We start from the raw sequence: 23565 nt of genomic DNA, 5'->3' as shown, positions 1-23565 counted from the left end.
CGGGTCACCCGAGATATGTTTGAGCAAGAAGGTCGGAGAGGTGTTCGAGCTCGCGTTCGAGGCGGCGATAGACATCGACGCCCATCGTTTCCGGCGTCATCACGGCAAGGCCGGAATGCAGCCGCATCGCTTCGCGGTAGAAGGGCGACATCTGGCCGTTGACGAGCGCGTTCGGCAGCTGCTCCACCTCGCGGTGGATCTCGTTCATCTGGAACAGGATCGAGCGCGGGTTGAGCGGGTCCAGCGCCAACAGGTCGGTCACCGTCAGGCGGGCCGTATTGACGTTGTAGCGGCGGCGATGGGTCATGACGCTGTCGCCGATCTCGAGCAGCATGTCGAGCGCGCCGTCGGGGGCGTCGGGGCCAGACATATGGCCGAGCAGGCGGGTCATGTGCAAAGCGCGCTCTATATGGCGGCCGAGCGAGAGGAAGCGCCAGCCGGTAAAGCGGTACATGTTTTCATGCACGAGACCGGCGAAGCCCGCCAGCTTGCGCAAGAGGATCGTCATCGCATGGCTGGCATCGTCGCCCGGCGAGACGGTGCTGTGGAAGCGCCGTGCCGTCTTGGCCAGATCGGTCAACGCCAGCCAGCCGTCCGGCGAAAAGCGGTCGCGGATGTTGCTTGCCGAATAGACGGCGCTGTCGATGTTGCGCAGCAGGTTCTCGGGAACGGCATCCTCCGTGTCGATGTCGACGACCGCCAGATAGGCGCTCACGTCGGCCAGCAGCGGTTGGCTCGGATCGGCGACTTCGGCGAAGCGGGCGTGCCAGGCACGCAGGATGCGCAGCGCCCCTTCGGCGCGCTCGATATAGCGGCCAAGCCAGAAGAGGTTGTCTGCCGCGCGGCTCGGCAGGCTGCCGGGCATGTTGCGGGTGAAGCTGCCCTCGGCCGGCAGCAGCGTATGGCGCTCCACCGGCTTGTCGCTGACGATCCAGACGTCGGCGGCCGCACCGCCCGATTGCATGGCGATCGCTGATACATCGTCGCTGCCGCCGATGCGGGCAAAGCCGCCTGGCATGATCTGCCAGCCATTGGCGGTGCGGGCGGCGAAAACGCGCAGCGACATCGGCCGCGGCGTCAGCTTGCCGCCGATCCAGGCCGGCGTCGTCGAGAGCGTCACGACCTCCTGGCCGACGAGCTTTGCGCCGTCGGAGTTCAGCCAGTCGCCGATCGAATCCTTTGCGGCGGCGCGCAGGCTGGAGCCAAGCACGGATTCGCCGCTGTCGTCGAAGAATGGAGCGCGCGAATATGCCGGGCCGATGACCATCTTCTCGATGTTCTCGGCCACATGCGCGCGCTCGTCCTTCTGGCCGCACCACCAGGTCGCGATCGAGGGGAGCTTCAGTTCCTCGCCGAATAGCTGGCGACAGATCGTCGGCATGAAGGCGAGAAGCGCGCGCGTTTCGATGATGCCGCTGCCGAGCGCGTTGACGATCGTCACGCTTTCGGCGCGCAATGCCTCAACGAGGCCGGGCGTGCCGATATGCGAATTCTGGTTCAGTTCGAGCGGGTCTGCATAGGCCGAGTCGAGGCGACGCCAGAGCACGGTGATCGGCTTCAGGCCGGAGACGGTGCGCACCATCACCTTGCCGTTGACGACGGTGAGATCTTCGCCTTCCAGCAGCATGAAGCCGAGGTAGCGGGCGATATAGGCGTGCTCGTAGTAGGTTTCGTTGGCGGGGCCCGGGGTCAGGACGGCGATGCGATCGTCGCCGCTGTGTTTCATGCCCTGCAGGGAATCGCGGAAGGCGCCGAAGAATGAGGCCAGCCGATGAACCGACGTCTCAGCATAGATGTCGGAGAAGGCGCGGGTCGTCGCAACGCGGTTTTCGAGCGCAAAGCCTGCGCCCGACGGCGCCTGGGTGCGGTCGGCGAGCACCCACCAGTTGCCATCCGGCCCGCGACCGATCTCGAAAGCGCAGAAATGCAGATAGTGGCCGCTCGCCGGAGAGACGCCGACGAGGGGACGCTGGTACTCCGGATTGGCGGCGATCAGCGCCGGTGGCAGCACGCCTTGCGCAACGAGCCGGTTTTCACCGTAGATATCGGCAACGATCGCCTCTAGCAGGTCGGCGCGCTGTTCGAGACCAGCCGACACCGCTTCCCATTCGCGCGCATCGATCAGCACAGGCACATGCGACAGCGGCCAGGAACGCTCGGCGCTGCCGGTGCTGCCATAGGCACGGTAGAAGACGCCGGCATCGCGGAGATAGCGATCGGCGCGGGTGAATCGCTCCGTCAGATCCTTGTCAGGCATGCTGCTCAGATGCCCGAAGAAACGCTGCCAGACCGGCCGGATGGCGCCGTTGGTATCGACCATTTCGTCGGCGACGCCGGGCAGTGGGGCATAGCCAAGCACCGCATCGTTGCCGGTGCGGATCGCTGGCGCTGCTCTCAGTTCTGCCGTCGGTTTTTTGCCCATTTCACCCTAACGTCTAGATTCCCGCCGGTCGTCTCAGATCCAGCGTCAGCGGGAACTCGGGCGATCCGGTTTCGACCTGCGGGATATAGCCGCCAGCCGTGTGGCCCCATGGTTCGAATCGCGCCAGACGCCTTGCTTCCGCTTCGTTACCATTGACCGGGAAGGTGTCATAGCTACGCCCGCCCGGATGGGCAACATGATAGATGCAGCCGCCGATCGAGCGCTTCGACCATGTATCATAAATATCGAAGGTCAGCGGAGTGTTGACCGGCAGAAGCGGGTGCAATCCCGACGCCGGCTGCCAGGCCTTGAAGCGGACGCCGGCGACGGAGACACCTGATGTGCCCGTCGGCGTCAGCGGCACGCTGCGGCCGTTGCAGGTGACGATGTAGCGGGCGGCGTTGCCGGTCTCGAGCCGGACCTGCAGGCGCTCGACGGAGCTATCGACATAGCGCACGGTGCCACCGACAGCACCTTCCTCGCCCATGACGTTCCAGGGTTCCAGCGCCTGGCGCAGCTCCAGCTTCGAGCCTTCGTATTCGACCTCGCCGCAAAAGGGGAAGCGGAATTCGAGCTGCGCCTTGAACCATTCGGGGCTGAGGTCGAAGCCGTTCTGCTTCAGGTCCGCCAGCACGTCCTGGAAATCCTGCCAGACGAAGTGCGGTAGCATGAAGCGGTCGTGCAGCGTGGTGCCCCAGCGAACGAAGAGGCCATCGGCCGGGTTTTGCCAGAAGCGGGCGATGAGGGCGCGGACCAGAAGCTGCTGGGCGAGCGACATGCGCGCATTCGGCGGCATTTCGAAGCCACGGAACTCGACGAGGCCGAGGCGGCCGGTCGGGCCGTCGGGCGAGAACAGCTTGTCGATGCAGATCTCGGCGCGGTGGGTGTTGCCTGTCACGTCGATCAGCGTGTTGCGGAACAGGCGGTCGGTAATCCAGGGCAAAGGGGTTGGGCCATGACCGGGTGCCGGGATCTGCGCCAGCGCCGTTTCCAGCTCGTAGAGGCTGTCATGGCGGGCCTCGTCGATGCGCGGCGCCTGGCTGGTCGGGCCGATGAACATGCCCGAGAACATGTAGGAGAGCGACGGATGGCGCTGCCAGTGCAACACCAGGCTCTTCAACAGGTCGGGACGGCGCAGGAACGGGCTGTCGCCGGGGTTCGCACCGCCGACCACGACATGGTTGCCGCCGCCGGTGCCGGTGTGGCGGCCATCGATCATGAACTTGTCGGCGCCGAGGCGCGTCTGGCGGGCTTCCTCGTAAACCGTGGTGGTGATGTCGACGCAGTCCTGCCAGTTGGAGGCGGGGTGGATGTTGACCTCGATGACGCCGGGATCGGGCGCAACGCGGATGACGTTGATGCGTTCGTCCTGCGGCGGCGAATAGCCCTCGATATGGATGGGCAGGCCGAGTTCGGCGGCGGCGTTTTCGGCAGCCGCGATCAATTCGAGATAATCCTCGATCCGCTCGACCGGCGGCATGAAGACGCAAAGGCGGCCGTCACGTGGCTCGACCGAGATGGCGGTGCGCACGGCGCCGCCGATCTCGCCGAGCGTCTGCTCGACGCGGCTCTGGCCGCTGTCGTCGCTGTGGCGCGAGGCTTCCGGCATGGCGCGACCAGCTGGCGTGGCACGGTCCGGGGTCGGGGTGCGGCCAGCCGGCACGAAGACTTCGGCGAGCGGTGTGCGCGGGATCGAGGGGTCGGCGGTGTGGATGTAGGGATAGCGGGCCGGCGGCACGTAGGGCAGGGTGCCGAGTGGCAGGCGGTAGCCGACGGGGCTGTCGCCGGGCACGAGGAAGATCTTGCCGCGTCGGGTTTTCCAGCGCTCGCTCATCCAGCGCTGGTCGGACGCCTTCGCGTTCCAGGCCTGGACGGGGAGGATATAGCCCGTGGGCGTCGTCAGGCCGCGTTCGAAGACGCGGGCGATGCGGCTGCGCTCTTCGGGGTCCTTCAGTTTCGAATTCGAGGGATCGACATTGTCAGGCAGGCTGCCTTCCTTGATGATCCATTCGGCCGGGTCCTCATAGGCCGGCAGCACCATATCAGGCTCGATCGCCAGTTCCCTGGCGATGGCGTTGAGCAAATCGGAGGCGTCCTCGGCCTTGGCGCCGGTCTCCTTGCCTTCGCCGGCGATCAAGTCAGGGTTCTGCCAGATCGGCTTGCCGTCCTTGCGCCAGTAGAGCGAGAAGGTCCAGCGCGGCAGGCTTTCGCCCGGATACCACTTGCCCTGGCCATAATGCAGGAAGCCGCCGGGGGCGAAGCGTTCGCGCAGCTTGCGGATCAGCACGTCGGCCTTTTCGCGCTTGGTCGGGCCGACGGCTTCGGTGTTCCATTCCTCGGATTCGAAGTCGTCGATCGAGACGAAGGTCGGCTCGCCACCCATGGTGAGGCGGACATCCCCGGCTTGCAGGATGCTGTCGACCTTGGCGCCGAGCGCGTTGAGCTCGTCCCAGCTGTCATCGGAAAATGGTTTGGTGATGCGCGGATGCTCGGCCACCCGCGTCACCTTCATGTCGAAGGTGAATTCGGTGTTGGCGTGGCCGTAGAGCCCGCCGGAGATCGGGGCGGCGTTGCTGTAGTGCGGCGTGGCGGCAAGGGGGATGTGGCTTTCGCCGGTCAAGAGGCCCGAGGTCGGATCAAGGCCGATCCAGCCGGCGCCGGGGATATAGACCTCGCACCAGGCGTGCAGATCGGTGAAATCGACCTCGGTGCCCGAGGGGCCGTCGAGCGCCTTCAGATCCGGCGTCAGCTGGATGAGATAGCCGGAGACGAAGCGGGCCGCGAAGCCGAGATTGCGGAGGATCTCGACCAAGAGCCAGCTACTATCGCGGCAGGAGCCGAGCGCCAGTTTCAGCGTCTCTTCGGGCGTCTGCACGCCGGGCTCCATGCGGATGACGTATTCGACGTCGTTCTTCAGCCGGGCATTGAGGCCGACGATGAAGTCGGTGGTGCGCATCGGGGTGCGGTCGATGCCCGAGAGATAGGCGGCGAGTGCCGACTCCACCGGCTGGGGCTGCATGTAGATATCAAGGTCGTCCCTGATTTCTTCGGGATAAGAGAACGGCCACATTTCGGCGCTCTCCTCGATGAAGAAATCGAAGGGGTTATAGACCGTCATGTCGGCGACGAGATCGACCTCGATCTTGAACTCCGTCACCGGGTCGGGGAAGACGTAGCGGGCCAGATAATTCCCGTAGGGATCCTGCTGCAGGTTCACGAAATGGTTCGCCGGCGAGACCTTCAGCGAATGGCTGATCACCCGCGTCTTGGAATGCGACGCAGGCTTGAGGCGGATGATCTGAGGCCCGAGGCGGACCGGCTTGTCGTATTTGTAATGCGTCAGGTGATAGATGCTGGCTTTGATCGACATGGACTGCCTTATCCGCGGCCGTATCGTTGTACGGCATTTGCTGTTCCGAAGGGCAGTGTGTGCAATGCAGCGAAAGAATGCAAGGCGGTAAGGCGAGGCCGGCTAAGGCTTTACGTCGCCTTGGCAAACGTCACCGAGGCCTTGAGGCCTCTACCGTTGCAGCCGGGCTCGAGCGCCAGCGCCGCATTAAAGAGGCCGGCGATCTCCTCGACGATCGGCAGGCCAAGGCCGGCGCCGGGTGCGCCGGAATTGCTGCCGCGCGAAAAGCGCTGCCGGACGGCGGCGAGCTTCTCCGCCGGAATGCCGGGACCGTTGTCCTCGACTTCGAGGCGCACGGCATCGTCGGTCTCGGATATCCGGACGGTCACCTCCGCGCCCTTGCCTGCATAGGCGATGGCATTTCCTGCAAGGTTGCGCAGCAGTTCGCCGATCAGCAATGGCTCGGCGCGGACGAGGGCAGGGCGGTCGCCTTCGAAGCCGAGGTCGATGCCCGCCTCGGCGGCCGTCGGGATCAATTCGCCGGTTATCTCCTGGGCAATGGCCGTCAGGTCGATCGAAGAGGCGGTTAGCGCTTCCTTTGCCGTTGCCGCATCGATCTTTGCCATTAGCAGCAGTTGGGCAAGAATGCGCTCGGCGTGGGCGACGGCCTGATCGCCCTTCAGGGCAGAGCCCTGCGCTTCCGCCAAGGTGCCGGATCGGGCCGAGAGCGCAAGCTGGGTGCGGATGATCGCCAGCGGCGTGCGCAGCTGATGGCTGGCATTGCCGGTGAAGTTGCGAAGTGCGTCGAGCGCCGATTCAAGGCGAACCATAAAGCCGTTGACGGTATCGACGAGCGGTTGGACCTCGCTCGGAACCGACTGTTCGATCGGGTGCAGGTCATCAGGGCTGCGCTCGCCGATCGCATCGCGCAGCTTGTAGAGCGGGCGGAGCGCGACGGTGACCGAAATCCAGACAATGACGGCGGCGCCGGCGATCATGAAGGATAGACGGAGGGCCGAGCGGAAGAGGATGGCGCGGGCCAACTGGCGGCGGGCAATGGTGGTCTCGGCGACGGTGACGGCGAAGGGGACCGAGCGGATGCCTGTGGAGGCCGAGCGTTTGAGCGTCGCCACCCGGATCGGCTCGCCGCGGAAGGTGTCGTCGGCAAAGGCGGCGGTGTCGCCGACGGTTTCGGCAAGCACAGGGAGCGCCTGGTAGCCGGTGATGAATTTTCCGGGCGGCCCGTCGACGCGGTAGAAGACGCGGTCCTGCGCCGCCGAGGTGAGCATCTCCAGCGCCACATAGGGGATATCGACCTCGAGCGTGCCGTCTTCGGCAACAACAACGCGTTCGGCGATGGCGAGCGCCGATCCTGCCAGCACGCGGTCCGAGACGATGTTGGAGGTCTGCACGGCCTCGCGGTAGGTGTCGACAAGCGCGACCATGCCGATGATGGCGGTCGAGATCAGCAGCCAGAACAGCAGCCTTCGTCTGAGCGAATAGGCCGTCGTCATGAGGCCTCTGGCAGCTTGTCGAGATAGTAGCCGATGCCGCGCGCCGTCTTGACCGTCAGGCCGTATGGCGACAGGCGTTTTCTCAGGCGGCTGACATATTGCTCGATGGCGTTGGCCGAAATGTCGTCGTCGAAGGCGGTCAACGACTGGATGATCGCTTCCTTGGCGACGACCTTGCCGGCGCGCATGAAGAGGATTTCGAGCAGGCCGAGTTCGCGGGCGGGGATATCGAGCGGCGTCGCCCCCGAGAAAAAGGCGCGCGAGTTGAGATCGAGCGACAGGCCACCGAAACTGACCGTGGCCGAATGCAGCCCAGCCTGGCGACGCAGGAGGACGCGTACACGGGCCTCGAATTCGGAGATATCGAAGGGTTTGATGAGGTAGTCGTCGGCGCCGAGATCGAGGCCCTTGACACGCTCCTCCGGTGTGCCGCGCGCCGTCAGGATCAGGACCGCCGACTGGTTCTGCCTGGCTCGCATGGCGCGCAGCACCTCGAGGCCGTCCATTTCAGGCAGGTTCAGGTCGAGCACGACGAGATCGAAATTCTCGGCTGCCGTCACGGCATTGGCGGAAGCGCCGTCATGCACGACGTCGACGGCATGGCCGGTGCCGCGCAGGATCGCCGAAAGCCCGTCGGCCAGCGCGATATTGTCCTCCACCAATAGAATGCGCACGGATGTTCCCTTGATTTTTGCTGGAGACTATAGGGCGGCGCTGACGATGTCACGGGTAGAGGGGGATGGTCAGACGTCGCAAAATTGTTGCTGGCAGCACTTGAGCCAGCCCCAAGGTCATAGCCTATAACAGTCGCCGGAGGTGCTATGAGCGAGCAAGGCAATGATAATCGCTGGCTGACCGCTGCTGAGTGCGCGGAACAGATGGGCCTCACGGTGCGGGCGCTACGGCTCTACGAGACGCGGCGGCTTATCAGCCCACGACGAACGGGCAAGAATTGGCGTTTATACGGCATGTCGGAGATCGCGCGGCTGCACGAGATCCTTGCCCTGAAACGTCTCGGACTTAGCCTTGCCCAAATTACCGATCTGCTCGCGGGGCATGCGGTGGATCTGGATCGGACGTTGGCTATGCAAGAGGCAGCAACGACGGCCTTGCGTGCGCGTGCCGACGAGGGGCTGGCGTTGATCCAGGCTTCGCGCCGGCGCATCGCGCTGGGCGAGCCGGTTGCAATCCACGACATCATCCGAATAGCAAGGGAGACAAACATGAGCGACAATGGCAGCGACGCCGTCGCATGGCGGCGCTACGAACAAGCGCGCCCGCGCGTCGAGGTGCCGACCGATCCCGCGCTTCACCAGCGCTACGTGGGCTTCTATCGCTTTGCAACCGGCGCGGTGATGACGATTTCTGTTCGACCTGGCGGGCTGTCGGCACAACTGACGGGACAGGATGCGTTGGAGATATTCGCGGAGAAGGATGATCTGTTTTTCTATCGCGTGGTGCCCGCGCAACTGAGTTTTACGGGTGACGATGGAGGATTGGCGCACAGCCTGATCCTGCATCAGAACGGCTACGAGCAGACGGCGTTCCGGATCGATGAAGCCCGGGCGCGAGCCATTGCTACCGAGCTTGAAGACAGGATCAAGGACAAGCGCCCGGTGCCGGATAGCGAGGCTCGGCTGCGCGGCCTTATTCGCGAGTCTATTCAAGGCGAGTACGATTTCAACCAGATGACTGAGGGGCTCGCAACTGCGACGCGTGAGCAGGCGTCGAAAATCAAAGCAGACCTCGAAAAGGCGGGTGCCTTGAAGGGGCATATTTTTAAAGGCGTCACCTCGGAAGGTTGGGACGTATACGACGTTACGTTCGAGAACGAGAATCTGGAGTGGCGTTTTGTTCTAGCCGATGACGGGCGCATGAGCGGTGCGTGGATCCGGCCGTTGCCTTGAGCGTTCGCGGCAACCCGTGCGCTTCACTGCTGCGCGATCGCTTCCATCAGCCGGATGAAGCGGGGGTCGGAGCGGATGTTGTCGAGGTCTGAATCGTTGTCGAACCAGCCGATCTGGTAGGAGGAGCTGTTGGGCAGCAATTGTTCCAGGAGTTCGATGGCGCGGTCGATCTCTCCCAGCACTGCGTGGACACAGACGGCATTGTAGCGGGTGATGACGTCGTGGGGGTCCATGGCGAGCGCGCGGTTGATCCAGGAGACGGCACGCCTGTGGTCACCGATCTGCGCGTAGGCAAGGGCTGCGCGATGGATGGGGGCGGAGTTGCCGGGGTTGTGTTCGGCGGCGCGCTCGGCGCGGGCCGCTCCTTCCTCCGCCCATTTTCGACCCTCCCCGGCGCGCCCGAGCGAGCGGCAGGCGGCGGCGAGCAGGACCGGCGAGACGTAATCGTCGGCGTAGAGCGCTGCCGAACGTTCGAAATAAACGATCGCATCGTTGAACTCGCCGCGCTTGAACAGGCGGTGGGCGAAGTGGAAATTGGCCTCGAAGAGATTGGGATCGAGGGCCAGCGCGCGGGCAAAGCAGATGTCTGCCTCTTCGTCGCGGTCGCCGTGATGAAGCGCGATGGCGCGGGCGGCGTGGGCTTCGGCTAGCTCGGGATCAAGCGCGATCGCCTTGGCGGTCATTTCCAGAATTTCGCCGATCGGCAGTTCGGCGGCGTACCAGATGTAAAGCGCGGAATCGCAATCGGCGATGCCGGCATAGGCGCGGGCATAGTTCGGATCGAGCTCGATCGCCTTGTAGAACATCCGCCGGGCCATGACGAGATAGGACATGGTCATGGAGCGGGCGAACTTGCGGCCGCGCAGATAGTAGGTGTAGGCCTCGACATTGGTGGTCGGATCGCTTTCCAGCGCGCGCACTTCCTCCGGTCGCATCTTGATCTTCAACTGGCCGACGATCGCATGGGCGATCTCATCCTGTATTGCGAAGATATCGGTCAGGTCGCGGTCGTAACGATCGGCCCAGAGGTGGTCTTCGTTGCTGGCGTCGATCATCTGCGCGCTGATGCGCACGCGCGTGCCCGACTTGCGAACGCTGCCCTGCAGGACATAGCGCACAGAGAGCTCGCGGGCGATCTGGCCGATCTTCACGCTGCGGCCCTTGTAGGCGAAGGTGGTGTTGCGCGGGGTTACCAGCAGGCCTGATATCTTCGAGAGATCGGTGATGATGTCTTCGGTCAGTCCGTCGGAGAAATACTCCTGGTCGGGATCGTCGCTCATGTTGGTGAAGGGTAGCACGACGATCGAGCGATCATCGTTGACGGGCGTTTCCGGCGCACCATTGCTGGCGTCGCCGGGCCGGTCGAACCGGACGGCGTAGACGTGGACCTGCTGCTGGATGTTCTTCAGCGTCTGCTGGCCGCGATCGTCGAAGCCGAGATCGAGGCGACCGCCGACATGGTCGCGCACCGACGACGAGACCGCAATGCCGCCGGGCTCGGCCACGGCCTCGAGCCTTGCCGCGACGTTGACACCGTCGCCGAAGATATCGCCGTTCTCGACGATGACGTCGCCGAGGTTGACGCCGATGCGAAAGCGGATGCGGCGGTCTTCCGGCACGCGTTCATTATTGAGCGTGATGCCGCGCTGGATGTCGACGGCGCAGGCGACCGCGTTGACGACACTGCCGAACTCCGCCAGCAGCCCATCGCCGAGCAACTTCACCAGCCGGCCGCGATGGCGGGCGATGGCCGGTTCGATCAACTCGACGCGATGACGGTTGACGGCCTTCAGCGTGCCGGCCTCGTCGATGCCCATCAGCCTGCTGTAGCCAACCACATCGGCGGCGAGAATGGCGGTCAAACGTCGTTCCAAGGCGTCCTCCGGTCGAACCGTCAAACTGTAACGTGTTTTGTCGTCACCGACGAGGGTGTCCGCCGCCAGATGTCCGTTCGGATATTTCACAGGCTCATCTGCTGAAATGCCGCCGCTCTAATAACGAGGTATGCGTCTCCCGACGTAGGGCCCTTCATCCGATTTCCCGTGTGGCAATCGGCGGCCGGTCCCATAAGACTTCCGGTTTCGGGTGCAAGCGTACTTCATGGTTTCGAGGCGTTGAATGGCAAGTCAGTCGGGTTCCGAGCAGAAATACTATCCTTTGTTTGATTATCTCAGGATTTTTCTAGCAATCGTCGTCATGCTTTGGCACGACGGAGTTCTGAGCTGGAACCAGAGCGGGAACTTCGCGGTTCAGGTTTTCTTCGCTCTCAGCGGCTGGCTGATCGGCGGTATGTTGATCGATATGTCGACCCGCGAGCTGCCGCGCTTCTATTTCAACAGAGCGATGCGCATCTGGATACCTTACTTCATCACGCTTGTCCTTCTGGTCAGCGTGAGCCTGCTGAAGGACCATCTGACCTTCAAATGGCTGGAGATCGTCTTCTACAAGGCGAGCTTCGTCTACAATCTGTTCGGAACGCAGCAGCTGGCGGAATTTATCAACGCAATGCCGCTGCAGGGCACCGGCAATCATTTCTGGAGCGTCGACGCCGAAGAACAGTTCTATCTCGTCGCTCCCTTCCTGCTGGTGATGATCCGTCCGTTCGGGCGTTCCCCGCTGCTGTGGGCTGTCCTTGCTGCGACCGCCTGGTGGTGCGATCTCTACGCCAGCATCGTGTTCGGCGTGTTCGCGGCGGTTTCGGCGCGGCGGTTCGGCCATATTCATTCCTTCGCGCCGGCTCGGGTAATGTCGTTCGGCGGTGTGTTGGTCTTCTCGTCCGCCCTGTTCGAAGGGTTGAGCTACGAGGCATGGGCTCCCCTGCTGGCGATCTGCATCGTCATGCTGCTTGCCGTTCCCGGAAAGCCTCTCTTCATGGGCCGGTTTCTCGGCGGCATGTCCTATCCGCTCTACCTCAACCACTGGATCGGCGTGTTCGCGGCCAATGCGGTCCTCGGGCCTTTCGGCCTGAAAGCATCGATCCTGCGGCATGTGCTGTCCGTCGCGCTCAACCTCGGCACCGCGGCGGCACTCTATCAATGGGTGGATCGACGTATTCTGGCGGTACGCGGCGACATCTTTACACCGGAGCGCGGCAGGCTGGCGATGTGCCTCGGCTATGGCATTGTCGGCATTGGGGTCGTTACCGGGCTGGTGCTGACCAATATCGTGGCGCCGCACGCCTGAGACGGGCAGGCTTTCTTGCGCCTATGCCGCGCCTGATGCATTGTCGATGCATGAGGAGAGCATTCATTCTGTTGCTGATGCTGTGGCCGGGCTTTGCCGCCGCGGACGAGGTTTTCTATCCGGCCGTCTCGGGGAATGAGGGCGCGCCTGCGCTGGTCGTTTATTCCTCGCTGGACGAGCCGTTGGCTCAGCCGATGATCCTGGGTTTTCAGCAGGCCAATCCCGATGTCGCGGTCAAATACGAGGACATGCTGACCGGGGAGATCTACGACCGGATCGTCCGAGAGACGGATGCCGGCCAGCGCACGGCGGATTTCGCCTTTTCGTCGGCGATGGACCTACAGGTCAAGCTCTCCAACGATGGCTATGCCCAAGTCAGCAATCTGCCGATGAGCGGGCTGTGGCCGAAATGGGCCAACTGGCGCAACACCGCCTATGCGCTGACCTTCGAGCCTGCTGTCTTCGTCTATCACAAGCCGAGCTTCGTCGACGAACCGCCGCCGAGCACGCGGGCGGAATTCGTCGATTATCTCAGGCGCAAGGGCGATGCCGTGCACGGGCGGATCGGCACGTATGACATCGAGCGCTCCGGCGTCGGCTTCCTGTTCATGGCCCGCGACCAAGAGCAGTTCGGTGATATCTGGTCCGTGATCGGCGCCATGGGTGCGGCCGGCGTAAAGCTTTATTCGACGAGCTCGGCCATTCTTGAGCGCGTATCGGACGGCCGTTTCGTGCTCGGCTACAATATTCTCGGTTCCTATGCCGCCGACTGGGCCAAACGCCATCCCGAGGTCGGGATCGTGCTGCCGAAAGATTATACGGTGGTGATGTCGCGCATCGGTCTGGTGCCGCAAGCGGCGTCCAACCCGGAACTTGGACGCAGATATCTCTCCTTCTTCATGTCGAAGGAAGGGCAGACGATCATGGCGCGCGAGTTGCAGATCCCGGCTGTCAGCCCCGAAGTTGCCGGCGAGAATACCGCCAACACGATGCAGGAGCTTCTAGGCGCGCAGTTGAGGCCGGTGCCTGTCAGCCCCGGGCTGATGGTCTATCTCGACCAGGTGAAGCGCGCGCGGCTGATCGCCCACTGGAACGAAGTGCTGCGAACGCAATAATAGCTAGCCGTATTAGCGGAAGAGGCACGGCTTAGCGGAAGAGGCACGGCCGCTGGGCGTTTGCCAGCAGTTCCTGCTTGGTCGCAAACAACCCGAAAAGCGCGGTGAGACGCTTCTCTTCGTCCGCATCGAGGCGATGGCGGCGCGCGAACTCGCTTACGCTCCAGACCTGGCGCAAGCTGTCGTTTTCGATCCTGGTGGCATCGATGTGAGAACTCATGGCCCAATCCTCCCAGCGGAACAACGCGCGAGAGATCGCCCGGTTCCACCCGATCGGAACTTTTCCGCGCGAGGTGTAATTGCGGCGAAAAAGTGTCCTTGTGAGCGATGTCCGTGCCGATGTCAGCTAAATGACAGCTTGTTGTGGTCGGTTCTCCTGAACTTCAGCTCCGTGGAGGCGGATAGGTGAAGTTTCGGGAGGAGCCTGCCAGCCATGTCGGACCTTGGAGTCCGTCTGCGGTGTCCTTCCCGATTCCATCGAGAACAATGCGCGGTTTCTCAGTCGCGCCCACGGAGGACACACTCGTGAAGCATACTCTTCTTGCAACCATTTTCGCGGCTGCCGTCGCGCTGCCGGCTTATGCCGCCGATTACACGATCATGGCGCCTGCCGCACCCGGCGGCGGCTGGGACCAGACGGCTCGCTCGCTGCAGACCGTCATGCAGAAGGAAGGCATCGCGGGCAACGTTCAGGTTCAGAACGTTCCCGGCGCCGGCGGCACCATCGGTCTCGCGCAGTTCACCGGCCAGAACAACGGCAACCCGAATGCCCTGATCGTCGGCGGCTATGTCATGGTCGGCGCGATCCTGACCAACAAGTCGCCGGTTACGCTGAAAGACGTCACGCCGATTGCCCGCCTCACCGGCGAGTATGAAGCGATCGTCGTGCCGGCTGCCTCCGACATCAAGACGATCGCCGATCTGGTTGCCAAGCTGAAGCAGGATCCGGGCTCGGTTTCCTGGGCTGGCGGTTCGGCTGGCGGTACCGACCACATCGCGGTCGGCCTTATCGCCAAGGCGGCGGGCGTCGATCCGACGAAGATCAATTATGTCGCCTTCTCTGGCGGCGGTGAGGCTCTGGCCGCTATTCTCGGCGGACAGGTGACGGCGGGCATTTCCGGCTACGGTGAGTTTGAATCGCAGGTGAAGGCCGGTCAGCTGCGGCTTCTCGCCGTTTCGAGCGACAAGCGAATCGACGGCATCGACGCGCCGACGCTGAAGGAATCCGGCCTCGATGTCGCCGTCGAAAACTGGCGCATGGTTGCGGCAGCGCCTGGTCTTTCGGCTGAACAGACTGCTGCCATCACCGCCGATTTCGACAAGCTTTCGAAGTCCGAGGGCTGGCAGGAAATCCTGAAGACCAAGGGCTGGGCGAACACCTATCTCGCCGGCGACGCCTTCAAGGCGCAGCTCGAGAAGGACGTCTCGGCCACCGAAGGCATCCTCAAAGAGATCGGACTTGTTCAATGAGCAAGGGTAACGAACCCTTGGCAACGAAGCGCCGCCCCGATTGGGCGGCGCTGGTCATTGCCGTCTGTCTCTTCGCCGTCGCCGCCGTCATGCTCTGGGATGCCTCGCATATGCGCGCCATCGCTCAATATGACCGCATCGGTCCGGCAACCGCGCCCAAGGTGGTCGCCTTCGGGCTGATCGGCCTCGGTATCTGGACGATCTTCGAAGCCTGGCGCGGGGAGTTTCCCGAGCGCGATCATCAGGAAGTGGCCCCGGTGGTCTGGATCGTCGCCGGCCTTGCCGCGCAGATGCTGCTTCTCAAGACGGCGGGCTTTTCGATCGCGACCGGCTGTCTGTTTGCCTTCACGGCCGCTGGCTTCGGACGCCGCAAGCTCTGGATTACCATCCCCGCGGGTATTGTCCTTAGCTTCGTGGTCTGGGTGATTTTCGCGAAGCTCCTGCAGTTGACCCTGCCTGCGGGGCCGTTCGAACACATCTTCTTCTAGGATTGGATGCGATGAGCACCTTCGAATTCCTCTTCCAGGGCATCCTGGTCGCCATGCAGCCGATGAACCTGCTCTATGCGTTTGTCGGCGTAACGCTTGGCACTGCCGTCGGCGTTCTGCCGGGGATCGGCCCGGCGCTGACAGTCGCCCTTCTTCTGCCGGTTACCTACAAGCTCGATCCGGCCGGCTCACTGATCATGTTCGCGGGTATCTACTACGGCGGCATGTATGGCGGCTCGACCACCTCCATCCTTCTCAATACGCCTGGCGAAAGCGCCTCGATCGTTACCGCGCTGGAGGGCAACAAGATGGCCCGAGCGGGGCGCGGCGGGCCGGCGCTAGCGACTGCCGCGATCGGCTCGTTTGTGGCCGGTTTGATTGCCACGCTCGGCCTTGCGTTCATCGCTCCCTACATCGTCAAGCTGGCGCTGGTGTTCGGACCGCGCGAATATTTCGCGCTGATGGTGCTCGCCTTCGTGACCGTCTCCTCGGCCTTCGGGGATTCGGCGCTGCGCGGCCTGACGTCGCTCTTCATCGGTTTTGCGCTCGCCATGGTCGGCATCGACCAGCAGACCGGACAGGCACGTCTTTCCTTCGGCGTTCCCGATCTGCTCGATGGCGTCGAGGTGACGACGCTTGCGGTTGCAATGTTCGCGATCGGCGAGACGCTCTACATCGCCGCGCAGGGCAACAGCATCGCGGAGAAGGTCGAGGCCGTCAAAGGTTCGCTGTGGATGACGGCGGAAGACTGGGGCCGTTCATGGAAGGCATGGCTACGCGGTACGCTGATCGGCTTCCCGATCGGCGCGATGCCGGCCGGCGGCGCGGAGATCGGGACGTTCCTTTCCTATGCCACGGAAAAGCGGCTGGCGAAGAACCCCGAGGAATTCGGCCATGGGGCGATCGAAGGCGTTGCCGGTCCGGAGGCTGCGAACAATGCATCGGCGGCCGGTACGCTGGTGCCGCTTCTGACGCTCGGCCTGCCCACGACGGCGACGGCGGCGATCATGCTCGCCGGCTTCCAGCAATACGGCCTGCAGCCCGGTCCGTTGCTGTTTGCGAACAACCCGCAGATCGTCTGGGGCCTGATTGCCAGCCTGCTGATCGCCAACGCGATGCTCCTGGTGCTCAACCTGCCACTGATCGGCCTCTGGGTGCGTCTGCTAACGATCCCGAAGCCGTGGCTCTATGCCGGTATCCTGCTGTTCGCGACGCTCGGCACCATCGGCGCCAACCCGTCGGTCTTCGAACTCGGGATGCTGCTCGCCTTCGGTGTGCTCGGCTACATCATGCGGCTGTTCGGCTATCCGATCGCACCTGCGGTGGTCGGTCTGATCCTCGGTCCGCTTGCCGAGCAGCAGCTGCGCCGCGCACTTGCGATCAGCCAGGGTGACGTCTCGACACTGGTCATGTCGCCGATCGCGGCCGGTCTTCTGATCGTCGCGGCGGCCGCCTTCATCATCCCGCTGATCCTGCGCCTGCGTGGACGCGGACAGGTGCTGTCGCAGTTGGCAGCCAACGAGGACTAGAAGAAAAAGACTCCAAACCCTCTATCTACGGCCGGCGATGGAAGCATTGCCGGCCTTTTTTATGCCGGACAAAGCGCGATCGCGGTTGCTGAAAGGGCAACGATCCTCAAATGATGACGGCGATCTCGGACAGGCAGGCCATGTAGGCCGCATTTTTGCGGGCGAGCTGTGAGATCAGCTTCAGCACCATGTTGCGGTCGATGCCGCCGAGTGGCCGGGATTTTCCGCTGTGATAAACAATGGTCAGGCTTCGCTTCGCCTCGTAATACCGAAGCTCCGCAACCTTTCTTGATCGGACTACCAGCCTTTCCATGTCAGCCTCCGGGATGCTGCCTACGACCGCCTTTCTCTAATCTATCACCGCCTGCCGGGATTTCCCCTTCATCCAATCGGACGAAGTGCGTCGTTGGTTTTCTCATGCCGGTCGCGTGTTCTTGCATGGCAGGGCTGAATTTCCACCGGTTGTCGCAACCGGTGCGAAAGCTCATATGTAAGCGGTCAGTTATAAAGCAAAGTGAGAAAGAAAATGTCCTTCCGTAAGTCCATTCGTGATGGTTTCCTTGGTCGCGCCTTTGCGATGATCGGTGCTGCGAATGCCGTCAGTGCCACCATCGAAAGCGGCCGCCGCCCTAGGAATCGCGATCTGCGCGAACTCGGCATCGACCCGAGCATGTTCGGCAGAATCAACCATTAATGCTTCGGCGTGACTTGGCGGTCAGCGATCGCCGGATACGAAACAGCCCGCAACCGGATGGTCGCGGGCTTTATTTTTGTCGAGGGGAAGCCGCACCGGTTGATGCGGCCTGCCGATATCAGGCGTGCAGTTCCTTGTGCGCCTCGGCGCGCTCTTCCGCCCGTTCCTTCTTGTTGTGGCGGATCGACGACCAGAGCGAGATGCCGATCAAGGTCGCGCCGCCAAGGCCGGTGATGACCTCGGGGATGTGGAACATCGTCTGCACGTACATGATCACGGAGAGGATCAGGATCGCGTAGAAGGCGCCGTGCTCGAGGTAGCGATACTCCGCAAGCGTTCCCTTCTCGACGAGCATGATCGTCATCGAGCGCACATACATGGCGCCGATGCCGAGGCCGATGGCAATGACGAAAAGGTTCTGCGTCAGCGCGAACGCACCGATAACACCGTCGAAGGAGAAGCTGGCGTCCAGCACTTCGAGATAGATGAAAGCGCCGACACCGCCCTTGGCGGCAGCGCTCATCGTCTGCTGCGAGGCATCGAGCAGACCGCCGACCACCTCGACCGCGAGGAAGGTCAGAAGGCCGTAGATCGCGCAATGCACGAAGGTCGTGGCCTCTTCCTCACCGAGGAACGACGAGAACACCAGGATAAGTGCCAGCACGAAGGCGATCTCGATACCCTTGATCGTTGCCGAACGGGCCATGAGCTTCTCGAGCCCCGAGATCCAGTGAACCTCCTTCTCGTGATTGAAGAAGTAGTTCAGGCCAACCATCATCAGGAAGGTGCCGCCGAAGGCGGCGATCGGGAGATGCGCGTCGTTCATGATGCGGGCGTATTCGGCGGGCTCGCGGGCGGCAAGCACGAGGGCTTCCCATGGGCCGATCTGCGCCGCGATCGCAACGATCGCCAGCGGGAAGACGATACGCATGCCGAAGACGGCAATGACGATGCCCCAAGTCAGAAAGCGATGCTGCCACTCCGGCGTCATCTCCTTCAGCTTGTTGGCGTTGACGATGGCGTTGTCGAAGGAGAGCGAGATTTCGAGCACGGCGAGCACGGTACAAATGAAGAAGACGGTCGCCATGCCGCCAAGGGTGCCCGTGGTCTGCCAGCCGAGCGCCGCGCCGAGCGCGAGGCCGACGGCGGTGACGATGAAGGACCAGGTGAAGTAGCTGAGGGTCGATTTTTGCGCGCTGTTGGTCATGGCTGAACCTCGCAGTCACGAACCGTTTCGAAGAGTGAGACTGCGCAGGAAAAATGCGGCATACCACAACGGGCATGCGCATAAGGCATGGTGAGCTTTTTCATCGATGAAAAATCCGCCGGCTAAAGCTGCAGGCGGTACCGACATCACGAGAGCGCCGTAAAAACTCTCGCCAGAGGGGCCCGGCACCAGGTTGACCCATCGGCCGATGTCCGAGGCCGCGGGATAGTGCGAAGGTAGTGAACTCCACGCGCCAGTCAAGATGGCAACAGAGCCCTGTGCTCTTTTCTTGGAACCATCCGTCGCCGCCGTCGTTAGTCTCCCATTCAGCGTCAATATGCGAAATGCAAAGGAGGCCGACGATGCACCCCTCGACCCACACTCCTGACAAGCGAACTGAGAAGTCCGACCGTATGAAGCGGTCGCGCCCGAACAGCATGAAAAAAGCGCAGGTTCTGCCGCCGCATCATGTCGATCTGACGCTTCCGAACGGGGTTTTCGACGACGTGCACGTTCCAGCGCACGTAACCGGTGGCGACCTCTCGAAGGGCGGCCCGACGAAGGCCGGAAATGACGATCCGACGATTGCGAAGCCGCGCCGCTGATCTTTTCGGCAGTCGTATCCGCTCCAACTCATGGGAAGATGATGAAAGTAGTTCCAGTATCGAACGACATCTATGTAAAGCACGAAAACGAGTGGGAGGCGCTCCGCGCCGCGCATGACAGTCACGCCGATCGGGACAGGATCGCGATCGGCCGTTCCATACGCTCGCCGCGTGACGTTCCGATCAATTCGCGACCGGATGACGCCTGCAGTCTGACAGGTATTTGAAAGCCGACACGGATGGTGGCGAAGCGACGCCATCATCCTCGCGGCCCACCGCTTCATTGACGATCAGAAGCCGATGGTTTCCTCGAAATCGTCCCAGGACCGGTACATTTCATAGCGACCAATCCCCGGAATTGCGAAGTGCCCGAAATAGGGGCTGAGCTGAAACTCCGCGAAAGTCTCGCTGAGCTTGGCTACCGCGCCGATGTAGATCGCGGATGCCAGGCCGGTGCGGTTGGCGCCGTGCTCGCAGTGGATAAGGAGCGGCTTGGGCGCATCCGCCATCAGCTTGGCGAGACGCTGCGCCTCGGAGACCGGAAGGTCCTTCGACGACGACATCGGGAAATCGATCATCGTGATTCCGTTGCCTGATGCCGCCTGTGCTTCGTTGCGATACCAGTCGGTGCGCGTCTCGTCGCGCAGGTTCACGATGGTCTTGATGCCGTAGTTTTCCGCATAGACCTTGATATCGGCGCCGCTCGGCTGCGCCGAACGATAGAGTTCGCCGGGAATGACCTCGTGGAAATTTCCCGTCAGCTGTTCGATGCCTGCATGGGCAAGCACGAGGAGTGCGGTTGCGCACACCATTCTGACCGGCCATTTCAGGAACGCAAATTGCAACTTCATACTCGAGATCTTCTACAAGGATTGCGCTTTTCCGGTTTAGCTGGGGACCGGCACGACAAATGCCCAGTACCTCACGGAAAAATGACGAGGACTTCCTAGAGGGTGATTGTTGCTAGGATGTGGCAGGCGAGGGGAATCGGTGTCTTCGCCAACCTTTCGGAAAGGATTGCGCGGCGATAATTCGGCCTTCAACGGAATCGGACTCCATGGCCAAGACAGCAACTCGCCGCCGCAAGACATCACCGCGATCGAAAGCACAGGGGGGCAGCGCGATCCCGTGGGCGATCATCGGGGTTCTCGCCGTCGGCGGCATCGCGGTCTACGACAACTGGAAGAGCGTGAAGCCGATGCTGGCATCGGCACGCACATCCGCGCCGGCTCTTACGCATCCGACGTCCCTTACGCGAGTCGAACCGCAGCGTGACGCCGGACCGAAGCAGACCGCATCGATTGCATCGACATCGCGGGTCGTGCCCCCGGCCGCCGTGCCTGTTCCGGCCAAGGCGCCTGCCGCTACGGAAAAAGTCGTTCCCGTCTCGCTTTCGCCTGCCGAGACGCAGTCCGCGAAGGCCGCGTTCGGCTATTGCGGGCAAGGCGAACACATCAATTGCGTCGCCGATGGCGGAACCTTCTGGTACAAGGGCGAAAAGATCGTCATCGCCGACATCGTCAGCCCGGGGATCGATGCGGCGCGCTGTGACGGCGAGCGCCGCGCCGGCTTTGCCGCCAAGCTGCGGCTGCTCAATCTGCTCAATGCCGGTTCGTTTGCGATGAATGCCGCCGGTCAGCCGGGCAAGGCGGGATCGCCGCGCGTCGTGTCGCGCGACGGCCGTTCCATCGGTTCGCAATTGATCGGCGAAGGCCTTGCCCGGAAGCCGGGCAGCGGCGCCTGGTGCGCCTGAGCCTTATTTCTGTTTCGGCGCCTTGCCGTTGGTGCGGAAGCTGCCCGTGAAGGCGGTGTCGGTGCTCTTGGCGGTGCATTCGATGACGACCGGCTTGCCGCTGTAGGGGTTGCCCATCGTGCAGGAACCGGTGACCTTCACCTGGCCCGTCATGTTCTGACCGGCACCGGTGACCACAAGGCCGAGCGGCATACTGACATTGCCGTTGGAGGCGGGCTTGATCTTGGTGCCGTCGCCCTGGAAGCCGAGCATCTTGCCGCCGGCGGTGAGGATCAGGGTAACCGTGCCGTTGATCAGGGTAACGCTGGCGAGCTCCGGTTCGCATCCCTTGCTGGCATCAACCTTGCCGACCACCAGCTTGGCGCATTTGCCCGACAGCGTCAGAGCGCCTGGAGCGCCCGGGAAGTTCTGCTCAGCGGCGTATGCTGTTGATGCGGAGGCTGTCGCCAGCAGGCAGGCAGCCGCCATTCGTGCGTAGTTCATTCCATTACCCCTTTTTGCGCGTGGCCGATGCCACGAACATCTTCATCGTATGCATTGCATGTGTCTTTGTTCGAATTTGGTCGCGCGGCAAGTGGTTTCAATAGGTGTCGGCATGCCCGGGCGTCGCCGAGCTCTTTCGGGCGGATCGGCCAAATCCGCGATTCCACCAGAAATGGGCTGTCTCCCCCGCTTTTCAATCGGCCGCTTCGATGACTAAGAATTCTCGCGCCCCCAGAGCGGGTAAGAGGATGAAAAATATGAAAAAATTGAATATCGCGGTAGTCGCATCGGCGGTTTGTGTTCTGTTTGCCGGTAATGCCTGTGCGGAAGACCTCGTCTTTACGCTGAAGAACGGCACGAAATCCGTTCTGACGAACTTTTATACATCGCCGGTCGGCGTCAACGAATGGGAAGACGACGTCTTCGGCAAGCAGGTGCTTAACCCGGGCGAGAGCATGGACATCACGATCGGCGACGGTCGCGAGACCTGCAAGTACGACATGAAGTTCGAGTTCGAGGAAGGCTCCAATCTCGACACCACGACGGACACGCAGAACCTCTGCGAGATGAGCTCCTACACCATTCACGAATAAGCAGGGCTCCGGCTCTACGATACGGGAGTCCCGCGCGCTCAGCGCGGGACTTTTCCTTTGGCGCCTTTCCGAGAGCGGATCAGAACATGAGCTATACCGAAACGACCTACTCGTCCTGGTTCGAGCGGATCAAGAAGGCGCTGGTGGGTATCATCATCGGGTTGCTCCTGCTCGTCGGTTCGATCTGGCTGCTGATCTGGAACGAGGGACACGCCATCAACACCTACCGCGCGCTTGAGGAAGGCGCGTCGCAGGTCGTGTCGATCGACGCCCTGACGCATGATCCGGAATTCGACGGCAAGCTTGTGCACATCAGCGCTCCGGTATCCGTGGAGGGGGCGTGCGCAGGACGATATGTTCGGCGTTTCGGCGGAGAACGCCGTTGCGATCTCCCGCAGCGTCGAAATGTATCAATGGGTCGAAAAGCGCGACAGCAAAACGGAAAAGAAGGTCGGAGGCGGCGAGGAGACCACGACCACCTACACCTATGGCAAGGAATGGCGCTCGGAGCCGGTGCGCTCCAGCGAGTTCAAGCATCCCGAAGGCCATGACAATCCGGACAGCATGCCGGCAAGCGAGACATTCATGGTCGCCGGTACTCATGTCGGGGCCTTCGAGGTCCCCGCGCAGATGGTCGCCGATGTCGGGCAGCGCGCCGGTCTCGCCATCACCGATAACGATGTCTCGGCGGTTGCCGCTGCACTCGGTGGCGATCGGCCGGTCAAGCGGTCCGGCGAGGGCGCCTACGTGGGGGAGCGGCCTTCCGACCCCTCCATCGGAGACCTCAAGCTGTCCTTCGATCGCGTCGATGCCAAGGAGGCGAGTTTCGTCGGAAAGCAGCAGGGCAGCAGCCTGACGGCCTATACCAGCGGCAATGGCCGCGAGATATTCCTCAATGCCGGTGGGCGTGTCGATGCGGCGTCGATGTTCAAGTCAGCGGAATCGGACAACAACGTCATCGCCTGGCTGTTGCGGGTCGCGGGCCTTGTCCTGATGTTCATCGGCTTCGTCTGCATCTTCACGATCTTTGGTATTATCGGCGACGTCATCCCCTTCATCGGATCCATCGTTAGCTTCGGCACGTCGCTGCTCGCATTCATCCTGACGCTCGTTCTCGGTTCGCTCGCCATCGCATTCGGCTGGCTGGCCTACAGACCGCTGCTGGCGGCAGGCATCATTGTGGTGGCTCTCGTAGTGGCGGTCGTCGTCATTCGGCGCCGCTCGGCCGTGGCAAAGCCGGTATAGGCGCCGAG

At 62.5% G+C, this 23565-nt stretch carries 22 protein-coding genes; 11 read left to right on the top strand and 11 right to left on the bottom strand.

The genetic code is table 11. The annotated features are described in order from the left end of the window. Positions 1-4: 4 nt before the first annotated feature. From ASE04_RS20415 to ASE04_RS20400, 4 genes are all read right to left on the bottom strand, one after another. Positions 5-2422, bottom strand: coding sequence for a circularly permuted type 2 ATP-grasp protein (locus ASE04_RS20415; protein WP_056821131.1), 2418 nt, complete (start codon positions 2420-2422; stop codon positions 5-7). A gap of 13 nt (positions 2423-2435) precedes the next feature. Further along, complete coding sequence (locus ASE04_RS20410; RefSeq protein ID WP_056821129.1) at positions 2436-5792, bottom strand: transglutaminase family protein; 3357 nt, start codon at positions 5790-5792, stop codon at positions 2436-2438. A gap of 110 nt (positions 5793-5902) precedes the next feature. Next, the gene (locus ASE04_RS20405; protein ID WP_056821127.1) at positions 5903-7285 is read right to left on the bottom strand and encodes a sensor histidine kinase; all 1383 of its coding nucleotides are present in this window, start codon (positions 7283-7285) and stop codon (positions 5903-5905) included. Then, positions 7282-7959: a response regulator gene (locus ASE04_RS20400; RefSeq protein WP_056821125.1), complete on the bottom strand. Its 678-nt coding sequence runs from the start codon at positions 7957-7959 to the stop codon at positions 7282-7284. The genes ASE04_RS20405 and ASE04_RS20400 overlap by 4 nt, the downstream gene beginning before the upstream one ends. 147 nt (positions 7960-8106) lie before the next feature. Here ASE04_RS20400 and ASE04_RS20395 point away from each other — a divergent pair, with 147 nt between their 5' ends. Then, positions 8107-9192: a MerR family transcriptional regulator gene (locus ASE04_RS20395; RefSeq protein WP_056821124.1), complete on the top strand. Its 1086-nt coding sequence runs from the start codon at positions 8107-8109 to the stop codon at positions 9190-9192. A 23-nt stretch (positions 9193-9215) separates the two neighbouring features. Here the strand turns inward: ASE04_RS20395 and ASE04_RS20390 are convergent, their stop codons facing one another. Beyond that, a complete protein-coding gene (locus ASE04_RS20390; RefSeq protein WP_056821512.1) occupies positions 9216-11066 on the bottom strand; it encodes an adenylate/guanylate cyclase domain-containing protein in 1851 nt (616 codons plus the stop codon). 244 nt (positions 11067-11310) lie between these two features. Between ASE04_RS20390 and ASE04_RS20385 the strand changes: the two genes are divergently transcribed. After that, positions 11311-12375 (top strand): acyltransferase family protein, encoded by a 1065-nt coding sequence (locus tag ASE04_RS20385; protein WP_056821122.1) that lies wholly within the window; start codon positions 11311-11313, stop codon positions 12373-12375. A gap of 50 nt (positions 12376-12425) precedes the next feature. Further along, a complete protein-coding gene (locus ASE04_RS20380) occupies positions 12426-13490 on the top strand; it encodes an ABC transporter substrate-binding protein (RefSeq protein ID WP_200960751.1) in 1065 nt (354 codons plus the stop codon). A 31-nt stretch (positions 13491-13521) separates the two neighbouring features. Here the strand turns inward: ASE04_RS20380 and ASE04_RS20375 are convergent, their stop codons facing one another. Beyond that, positions 13522-13710, bottom strand: coding sequence for a hypothetical protein (locus ASE04_RS20375; protein ID WP_056821115.1), 189 nt, complete (start codon positions 13708-13710; stop codon positions 13522-13524). A gap of 305 nt (positions 13711-14015) precedes the next feature. Here ASE04_RS20375 and ASE04_RS20370 point away from each other — a divergent pair, with 305 nt between their 5' ends. The 3 genes from ASE04_RS20370 to ASE04_RS20360 are packed head-to-tail and all read left to right on the top strand — an operon-like array spanning position 14016 to position 16977. Beyond that, positions 14016-14960: a Bug family tripartite tricarboxylate transporter substrate binding protein gene (locus ASE04_RS20370; protein WP_056821510.1), complete on the top strand. Its 945-nt coding sequence runs from the start codon at positions 14016-14018 to the stop codon at positions 14958-14960. Beyond that, complete coding sequence (locus ASE04_RS20365; protein WP_056821113.1) at positions 14957-15448, top strand: tripartite tricarboxylate transporter TctB family protein; 492 nt, start codon at positions 14957-14959, stop codon at positions 15446-15448. The genes ASE04_RS20370 and ASE04_RS20365 overlap by 4 nt, the downstream gene beginning before the upstream one ends. Before the next feature lie 11 nt (positions 15449-15459). Further along, a complete protein-coding gene (locus ASE04_RS20360) occupies positions 15460-16977 on the top strand; it encodes a tripartite tricarboxylate transporter permease (protein ID WP_056821508.1) in 1518 nt (505 codons plus the stop codon). 106 nt (positions 16978-17083) lie between these two features. On the opposite strand, the gene ASE04_RS20355 is transcribed toward ASE04_RS20360, so the two are convergent. From ASE04_RS20355 to ASE04_RS20350, 3 genes are all read right to left on the bottom strand, one after another. Beyond that, a complete protein-coding gene (locus tag ASE04_RS20355) occupies positions 17084-17290 on the bottom strand; it encodes a hypothetical protein (protein WP_056821112.1) in 207 nt (68 codons plus the stop codon). Between the two features lie 189 nt (positions 17291-17479). Then, a complete protein-coding gene (locus tag ASE04_RS31060; RefSeq protein ID WP_162260540.1) occupies positions 17480-17668 on the bottom strand; it encodes a hypothetical protein in 189 nt (62 codons plus the stop codon). Between the two features lie 121 nt (positions 17669-17789). Next, complete coding sequence (locus tag ASE04_RS20350) at positions 17790-18878, bottom strand: DUF475 domain-containing protein (RefSeq protein WP_056821109.1); 1089 nt, start codon at positions 18876-18878, stop codon at positions 17790-17792. Between the two features lie 362 nt (positions 18879-19240). Here ASE04_RS20350 and ASE04_RS20345 point away from each other — a divergent pair, with 362 nt between their 5' ends. Both ASE04_RS20345 and ASE04_RS20340 read left to right on the top strand, forming a co-directional pair. Then, positions 19241-19483 (top strand): hypothetical protein, encoded by a 243-nt coding sequence (locus tag ASE04_RS20345; RefSeq protein WP_056821107.1) that lies wholly within the window; start codon positions 19241-19243, stop codon positions 19481-19483. A 41-nt stretch (positions 19484-19524) separates the two neighbouring features. Then, positions 19525-19710: a hypothetical protein gene (locus tag ASE04_RS20340; RefSeq protein ID WP_056821105.1), complete on the top strand. Its 186-nt coding sequence runs from the start codon at positions 19525-19527 to the stop codon at positions 19708-19710. Between the two features lie 63 nt (positions 19711-19773). On the opposite strand, the gene ASE04_RS20335 is transcribed toward ASE04_RS20340, so the two are convergent. Next, positions 19774-20334 (bottom strand): dual specificity protein phosphatase family protein, encoded by a 561-nt coding sequence (locus ASE04_RS20335; protein ID WP_056821103.1) that lies wholly within the window; start codon positions 20332-20334, stop codon positions 19774-19776. 206 nt (positions 20335-20540) lie between these two features. Between ASE04_RS20335 and ASE04_RS20330 the strand changes: the two genes are divergently transcribed. Next, a complete protein-coding gene (locus ASE04_RS20330) occupies positions 20541-21236 on the top strand; it encodes a hypothetical protein (protein ID WP_056821101.1) in 696 nt (231 codons plus the stop codon). Between the two features lie 3 nt (positions 21237-21239). Here ASE04_RS20330 and ASE04_RS20325 read toward each other — a convergent pair whose 3' ends face one another. Further along, the gene (locus tag ASE04_RS20325) at positions 21240-21719 is read right to left on the bottom strand and encodes a hypothetical protein (RefSeq protein ID WP_056821099.1); all 480 of its coding nucleotides are present in this window, start codon (positions 21717-21719) and stop codon (positions 21240-21242) included. 257 nt (positions 21720-21976) lie between these two features. On the opposite strand from ASE04_RS20325, the gene ASE04_RS20320 reads away from it, so the two are divergent. Together ASE04_RS20320 and ASE04_RS20315 are read left to right on the top strand one after the other, a co-directional pair. Further along, positions 21977-22312 carry a hypothetical protein gene (locus tag ASE04_RS20320; protein ID WP_156408848.1) on the top strand — a complete coding sequence of 112 codons (336 nt, stop codon included), beginning with the start codon at positions 21977-21979 and terminating at the stop codon, positions 22310-22312. A gap of 354 nt (positions 22313-22666) precedes the next feature. After that, positions 22667-23557: a TMEM43 family protein gene (locus ASE04_RS20315; protein WP_244490462.1), complete on the top strand. Its 891-nt coding sequence runs from the start codon at positions 22667-22669 to the stop codon at positions 23555-23557. The last annotated feature ends 8 nt before the right edge of the window (positions 23558-23565 follow it).

It is taken from the genome of Rhizobium sp. Root708 (assembly GCF_001429725.1).
Lineage (GTDB): Bacteria > Pseudomonadota > Alphaproteobacteria > Rhizobiales > Rhizobiaceae > Rhizobium.
This window is presented reverse-complemented; position numbering and strand designations above follow the sequence as displayed.